Origin of the sequence: Bacteroides intestinalis (assembly GCF_003464595.1) — a bacterium.
GTDB lineage: Bacteria > Bacteroidota > Bacteroidia > Bacteroidales > Bacteroidaceae > Bacteroides > Bacteroides intestinalis_A.
The window spans coordinates 38,780-45,519 of the sequence record NZ_QRZF01000030.1; the positions used below are offsets into that span (position 1 = coordinate 38,780).

Annotated in this window: 6 protein-coding genes; 3 read left to right on the plus strand and 3 right to left on the minus strand. The window is 45.2% G+C overall.

All coding sequences use genetic code 11. The annotated features are described in order from the left end of the window. Positions 1-2: 2 nt before the first annotated feature. From DWW10_RS24210 to DWW10_RS24220, 3 genes are read right to left on the minus strand one after another with little or no spacing between them, the layout of a single operon-like run. Positions 3-749 (minus strand): ABC transporter ATP-binding protein, encoded by a 747-nt coding sequence (locus DWW10_RS24210; RefSeq protein ID WP_007663465.1) that lies wholly within the window; start codon positions 747-749, stop codon positions 3-5. Positions 750-756: 7 nt separating this feature from the next. Further along, positions 757-1,980 (minus strand): efflux RND transporter periplasmic adaptor subunit, encoded by a 1,224-nt coding sequence (locus tag DWW10_RS24215; protein ID WP_022392161.1) that lies wholly within the window; start codon positions 1,978-1,980, stop codon positions 757-759. A 50-nt stretch (positions 1,981-2,030) separates the two neighbouring features. Next, positions 2,031-3,458, minus strand: a complete 1,428-nt coding sequence (locus tag DWW10_RS24220; RefSeq protein WP_022392162.1) for a TolC family protein — start codon at positions 3,456-3,458, stop codon at positions 2,031-2,033. Positions 3,459-3,649: 191 nt separating this feature from the next. On the opposite strand from DWW10_RS24220, the gene DWW10_RS24225 reads away from it, so the two are divergent. The 3 genes from DWW10_RS24225 to DWW10_RS24235 are packed head-to-tail and all read left to right on the plus strand — an operon-like array spanning position 3,650 to position 6,639. Continuing rightward, positions 3,650-3,883 (plus strand): DUF4492 domain-containing protein, encoded by a 234-nt coding sequence (locus tag DWW10_RS24225; RefSeq protein WP_022392163.1) that lies wholly within the window; start codon positions 3,650-3,652, stop codon positions 3,881-3,883. A 26-nt stretch (positions 3,884-3,909) separates the two neighbouring features. Then, positions 3,910-5,460, plus strand: coding sequence for a cytochrome ubiquinol oxidase subunit I (locus DWW10_RS24230; RefSeq protein ID WP_022392164.1), 1,551 nt, complete (start codon positions 3,910-3,912; stop codon positions 5,458-5,460). Between the two features lie 33 nt (positions 5,461-5,493). Continuing rightward, positions 5,494-6,639, plus strand: coding sequence for a cytochrome d ubiquinol oxidase subunit II (locus DWW10_RS24235; protein WP_022392165.1), 1,146 nt, complete (start codon positions 5,494-5,496; stop codon positions 6,637-6,639). The last annotated feature ends 101 nt before the right edge of the window (positions 6,640-6,740 follow it).

Consider the following 6,740-nt stretch of genomic DNA (forward strand, 5'->3'; position numbering starts at 1 on the left):
TCTTAGTCTTCATCATTTTTCGGCAGTGCTGCCAATGCCGCTGCTGCCGAGAGAATTTTCGTATTCACCGTGTCTTCCGTCACGTGCCCGTCACGCAGACGAATGTTCCGACTGCTGTACTGGGCTATTTCGGGATTATGGGTAACGAATATAATGGTGCGTCCTTCGGCATGTAGTTTTTGGAAAAGAACCAATATCTCAAAAGAAGTACGCGTGTCCAGATTACCTGTTGCCTCATCGGCAAGGATTACGGCAGGGTTGTTTACCAAGGCACGGGCAATGGCTACACGTTGCATCTGTCCACCCGACATCTGGTTCGATTTGTGTTCCAGACGGTCGCCCAGTCCTACGGCTTGCAGGGCTTCTATGGCCCGGCGTCTGCGTTCGGCTGCTGAGACGGAAGCATTATACATCAAAGGTAATTCCACATTTTCCACGGCAGTCGTCTTTGCCAGCAAATTATAGCTTTGGAATACGAAACCGATTTTCCGGTTTCGTAATATGGCGCGTTGAGGCTTGCTCATGGTACGTACGGATATACCGTCCAGCAAGTATTCTCCACTGGTGGGAGTATCGAGGCAACCCAGGGTATTCAACAGTGTCGATTTACCGGAACCGGACGTGCCCATGATGGTGACGAACTCTCCTTCGGCAATGGAAAAGGAGATGCCACGCAGGGCATGCACCGTTTCCTCGCCCACCTGGAAATCACGCCGGATGTTTTGCAATTCTATGACTGTTTTACTCATAATATGATTACTTATTATTTTTCTTCTTATTGTTTCCCGGAGGGCCAGGCATGAAAGGACTTCTTTCTCCACTTTCCTGTCCTTCGGCTACAGCTGCCTGTTCGCCGCCTGTACTGATTACTGCATCTGCTACGACTTGCGTATTTTCATTGATGCCACCTGTAATTTCCGTCATAATTCCGTTAGAGATACCGATGCTGACCGGATGCGCAGTAAATGTATCTCCTTCACGGGTCCATACCTTATGCTCTCCTTCGCAGTCCTTGATTACGGCATCCTTGCCTACCAATGGAACTGCCGGTGTAAAGCGTAAAGCCTTTGAAGGAACACTCAGTACTCCTTGTTTATCCAGTGTATAGATAGTAATGTTTGCTGTCAATCTCGGTTTCAATTTCAAATCCGGGTTATGGGCGGAGATCACTACTTCATAAGTTACCACAGTGGTAGATGTAGTGGTACTGCTTGAACTGCTGGTTGCTCCAAGACGGATTTGTGTAACTTTACCTTCGAATACATCATTCGGATAAGCATCTACTGTAAAGCTCACGCGTTGTCCTTCTTCCACATCGCCTATGTCGGCTTCATCTACATCGGCCACTACTTGCATTTGTGTCAAGTCTGCAGCAATGGTGAAGAGGGTCGGAGTTTCGAAGCCGGAAGCTACTGTCTGTCCTTCTTCCACATCACGGCTGATAACAACGCCGTCGATAGGAGAAGTGATGGTGGCGTACGACAAGTTACGTTCTGCCTTGGCAAGAGATGCCTTACTACTGTCATAGGCACTTTTGGCTTTCTGGTAGTTGTAGAGGCTTTGCTCGTAATCCGTATCGCTGATGAGTTGCTTCTCGTGCAGACCTTTGTTGCGTTCGTAATTCTTCTGTTGATATTCATATTCGGCTTTGGCACCATCATAGGTTGCCTTTTGTGAAGCAAGCTCGCTTTGCAGGGTCACTTTATCCATTTCGGCAATGAGTTGCCCTTTGGTCACTACCGAATTATAATCTGCATACAGTTTATCAATGATACCACTGACCTGTGTACCTACTTCCACTTCGGTCACAGGTTCGATGGTACCTGTGGCAGTCACAGAGTTGGAAATGTCGCTACGACTTACGGTAGCCGTCTCGTATACCACTTTCCGTTTTTTGGCATCTCCGCCAAATATCCAGATAGCTATGCCGGCCACAATGATGATGCCGACCGCTACGATGATAATTTTTTTCTTACTCATATCGTTTCTTTTATTTATCACTAATCACTCTATCGCTAATCACTAATCACTTATAATTGTATTCCTTCTCCCTGGTAGAATCGCAATAACTGTGCATTCAATATAGCCATATATTTGGCTTGCAATGTTTCCTGTTGCGCATTGAGCAGGTTATTCTTCTCTGTCAGCAGTTCTACTGTATTCTTCATGCCCAGGTTGAACTGCTCTTGAATGAGATCGTAACTTGTCTGTGTACTACGTAGTTTCTCGGCAGCTGCGACATATTGTTGTTGTGCACTATTGGCATCTAACCATAAACTTTCAATAGTCTTGTACAATGTCTTCTGCTGATCCTGTAAGTCCAGTTCGCTGGTCTGTTTTTGCAGGCGGGCTTTCTGTACCGCACTTTTGGTTTGACGGTTGTTGAAGATAGGAATGCTCACGGTCAGACCTAATGAGTTGTTCCAGTTATTCTTCACCTGTTCGGAGAAGGAGAAATCATTGCCGTTGGCGTTCGTTGTACCGATACCGGCACTGAGGCTCAGTGTAGGGATATATCCTGCTTTGGCAATACTGATATCCAAATCGGAAGCCTGTACATTCAGCTTGCCCGATTCTATCTCAGGACGGAAAGTGAGAGCAGCTCGATACACATCTGTTTTGGTGGGCAGGGGTGTCAGCACATTTTCATCACCTAAGGCAGGCAGATAGAGATTCATTTCACTTTCACCATCCAATTCCAGAAGTTGTTTCAGTTGTAATTTGTAATCTTGCAAGGTGGCTTGTGCCGTCACTAACTGATATTTATCAGTGCTGACCTGTGATTCTAACTGTGCGAGGTCGCTCTTGGCGATACTTCCGGCCTCCAGCAACTGCTGTCCGCGATCACGTTCGGCCTGGCTGACGGCAAGAGTGTTCTCATTCACTTTAACAGCTTCGGCAGCATAGAGTATCTGCACATATATTTGTGCAATGCTCTCTTCGATAGAATTTTCACTTTCGGCTACATTGAGTTCGGCAATGCGGTTGTTCAGTTTCTGCTGCTTGATGGTGTTCAGGCGCTTGCTGCCATTGTAGAGGGTCCAACTGGCATCAATACCATAGCTACCGTTGTACGACGTCTTACTGGTGCTACTGGTGATGTTGTCACCATCGATAATCGTATTCGTCTCGCTGTTGGGGCGGTTTACGATACGTTGGCTGACACTTGCTGACAAACTGGGAAACAGGGCTGCTTTCGCAGTTTTCACATCCACTTCGGCGCTTTCCGCACTGATACGGTTACGCTTCAGGGTGATGTTGTGTTGCAGGGCATAGTCAATGCAGGTTTGCAAGTCCCACTGAGAGGGGAGTGCCGCATCGTCTTGCGATGAAGTACTTTGTACTGTGATTTCCTGCGCTGCAGTGGGAGTCACATCCTGTGCCTGCAGTGTCGTGCTGCCGACACAGGCGCTTGCCACACTGAGTGTTATCACTGTCAATCTTCTTACGTTTCTCATATCTTCGTTATACTATATTGTTTTACGATTGCGAAGATACGGTGTCGTAAAATGCCCTGCAAAATAGATAGACGGTTCGGAATTTTTCGACGCCGGAATGCTTTTTTGTGTCGATAACTAACTTTTTGCCCTTTTATTTGTTATTTAAAATATAAAAGTTTTATATTTGTAATGATTATAATTTCTCTATTATGAAGAATACAATCCAGAAAATCTGGCGGTTTTACGTCGATGGATTCCGAGGTATGACGTTCGGGAAAACTCTGTGGCTCATTATTCTGGTGAAACTGTTCATCATGTTTTTCATATTGCGTATATTCTTCTTCCCCAATTATCTGAACTCGTCTGCGGTAGGCGAAGATAAGGAGGAGTATGTGAGTAGGGAGCTTATTGACCGTGCGCTTAATATTGTAAATCACTTATAACTTCATAATTAATAACTTGATTTCTTATGCTTGAACACATCGACACTTCTCTGATTGACTGGTCGAGGGCGCAATTCGCACTGACAGCCATCTATCACTGGATTTTTGTGCCGCTCACATTGGGGCTGGCAGTCATCATGGGTATCATGGAGACCATGTATTATCGTACGGGGGATGAGTTTTGGAAACGCACCGCCAAGTTTTGGATGAAACTATTCGGCATCAACTTTGCCATAGGAGTAGCCACGGGTCTGATTCTCGAATTTGAGTTCGGAACCAACTGGAGTAACTACAGTTGGTTTGTGGGCGACATCTTCGGAGCACCGCTTGCCATCGAGGGAATCCTGGCTTTCTTTATGGAGGCTACCTTTATTGCGGTCATGTTTTTCGGCTGGGATAAAGTGAGTAAAAAGTTCCATCTGGCATCTACCTGGCTGACAGGACTGGGTGCGACAATCTCTGCCTGGTGGATACTTGTGGCAAATGCATGGATGCAGAATCCGGTAGGGATGGAGTTCAATCCTGATACGGGAAGAAATGAAATGGTGGATTTCTGGGCAGTAGCATTATCACCTACAGCGGTAAATAAGTTCTTCCATACCGTGTTGTCCGGTTGGGTACTGGGTGCTGTATTTGTGGTGGGTGTTGCCTGCTGGTTCCTGCTAAAGAAGCGGGATAAGAAATTTGCATTGTCAAGCATAAAGATAGCTGCCTGGGTAGGTTTGGCTTCGGCCGTGCTTTCTGCGTGGACCGGTGATGGTTCGGGCTATCAGGTGGCACAAACGCAGCCGATGAAATTGGCAGCAATGGAAGGTTATTACAAGGGACAGCAAGGGGCCGGATTGGTAGCAATTGGTATGCTGAACCCTGAAAAGAAGACATACAATGACGGACAGGATCCTTTCCTGTTCAGGATGGAGATACCAAAGATGCTCTCTTTGCTTGCTGAAAGAAAGATGGATGCGTTTGTACCCGGTATTGCAGATCTGCTGGAGGGCGGATACGAATTGAAAGATGGTACCAAAGCACTTTCTGCAGAAGAGAAGATAGAGCGTGGAAAGATAGCGATTGGTGCATTTGAGGCTTATCGTGATGCCAAGTCGGCAGGTAACGAGGAAGATGCGAAAGTAGCAGCCAAAACGTTGAAAGAAAATGTAGCTTATTTCGGTTATGGATATATTAAAGATGTGAATGATCTGGTACCTAATGTACCGTTGACATTCTATGCGTTCCGTGTGATGGTAATGCTGGGCGGTTACTTTATATTATTCTTTATTGTAATACTGTTCCTGGCGTATAAGCGTGATTTGTCGAAGATGAAGTGGATGCATTGGGTGGCATTGCTGACCATTCCGTTGGGCTATCTGGCCGGACAAGCCGGATGGGTAGTTGCAGAGTGCGGGCGTCAGCCGTGGACCATACAGGATATGTTGCCTGTGAATGCGGCTATCTCTAAGCTGGATGTCGGTTCCGTACAAGCTACATTCTTTATCTTCCTGGTGCTGTTTACTATTATGCTGATAGCAGAAATCGGTATTATGTTGAAGGCAATAAAGAAAGGACCGGAGAATAATTAATAATTAAAAATTAAAAATTAAAAATTAAAGTTCATGTCTTACATATTTCTACAACAATATTGGTGGTTCGTGGTATCATTGCTGGGGGCCCTTCTTGTATTCCTGCTGTTTGTGCAGGGAGGTAATTCGCTTATCTTCTGTCTGGGTAAGACGGAAGAACACCGGAAGATGATGATTAACTCCACAGGACGAAAATGGGAGTTTACATTTACGACGTTGGTTACGTTTGGTGGTGCGTTTTTTGCATCGTTTCCGTTGTTTTACAGTACGAGTTTCGGTGGTGCATACTGGTTGTGGATGATTATCCTGTTCAGCTTTGTGTTGCAGGCTGTCAGTTACGAATTTCAGAGCAAGGCGGGGAATTTGTTAGGAAAGAATACATATCGCATTTTTCTGGTGATTAACGGTGTAGTAGGGCCGGTGCTGCTGGGAGGTGCAGTAGCTACGTTCTTTACAGGTTCGGAGTTTTATGTCAATAAAGCCAACATTACGAATACGGTGATGCCCGTTATCAGTCAGTGGGCAAATGGCTGGCACGGACTGGATGCATTGACTAATCCGTGGAATGTAGTGCTGGGATTGGCTGTGTTTTTCCTTTCACGCATTCTGGGTGCTCTGTATTTTATTAATAATATTGATGATAAAGATTTGGTGGCACGTAGCCGTCGTTCCCTGATAGGAAATTCGGTGTTGTTCCTGGTATTCTTTTTGTCATTCGTTATCCGTACACTGTTGGCGGATGGATATGCTGTGAAACCGGAAACGGGAGAAATCTTCATGGAGCCTTATAAGTATCTGACGAACTTTATTGAAATGCCGGTGGTGTTGGTGCTTTTCCTTATTGGGGTGGTACTGGTGCTTTTTGGTATTGGGAAGAGTTTGTTGAAGCCTAAATTTGATAAGGGTATTTGGTTTACAGGTATCGGTACGGTGCTTGCAGTGTTGGCATTACTGCTTGTTGCGGGCTACAATAATACGGCTTATTATCCTTCTACAAGTGATTTGCAAAGTTCACTGACGCTGGCAAACAGTTGTTCCAGTGAGTTTACATTGAGGGTGATGTTCTATGTTTCTTTCTTGGTTCCGTTTGTGCTTGCGTATATCTTCTATGCTTGGAGGAGCATTGATATACATAAGATCGATGAGAAAGAGATGAAGGACGGAGGGCATTCGTACTAAGACTATTGATTTATTTGTTCTATATAAGTCATTGTTTTGTTCAGGATTAATGAATATGACTTAATACAGAAATGGTTTACACCTATTTAACTAAAAACGGT

Bases quoted from the DNA above. Each gene is read 5' to 3' on its own strand.
- DWW10_RS24210 (WP_007663465.1), bottom strand. From the start codon at position 749: ATGAGTAAAACAGTCATAGAATTGCAAAACATCCGGCGTGATTTCCAG.
- DWW10_RS24215 (WP_022392161.1), bottom strand. From the start codon at position 1,980: ATGAGTAAGAAAAAAATTATCATCGTAGCGGTCGGCATCATCATTGTG.
- DWW10_RS24220 (WP_022392162.1), bottom strand. From the start codon at position 3,458: ATGAGAAACGTAAGAAGATTGACAGTGATAACACTCAGTGTGGCAAGC.
- DWW10_RS24225 (WP_022392163.1), top strand. From the start codon at position 3,650: ATGAAGAATACAATCCAGAAAATCTGGCGGTTTTACGTCGATGGATTC.
- DWW10_RS24230 (WP_022392164.1), top strand. From the start codon at position 3,910: ATGCTTGAACACATCGACACTTCTCTGATTGACTGGTCGAGGGCGCAA.
- DWW10_RS24235 (WP_022392165.1), top strand. From the start codon at position 5,494: ATGTCTTACATATTTCTACAACAATATTGGTGGTTCGTGGTATCATTG.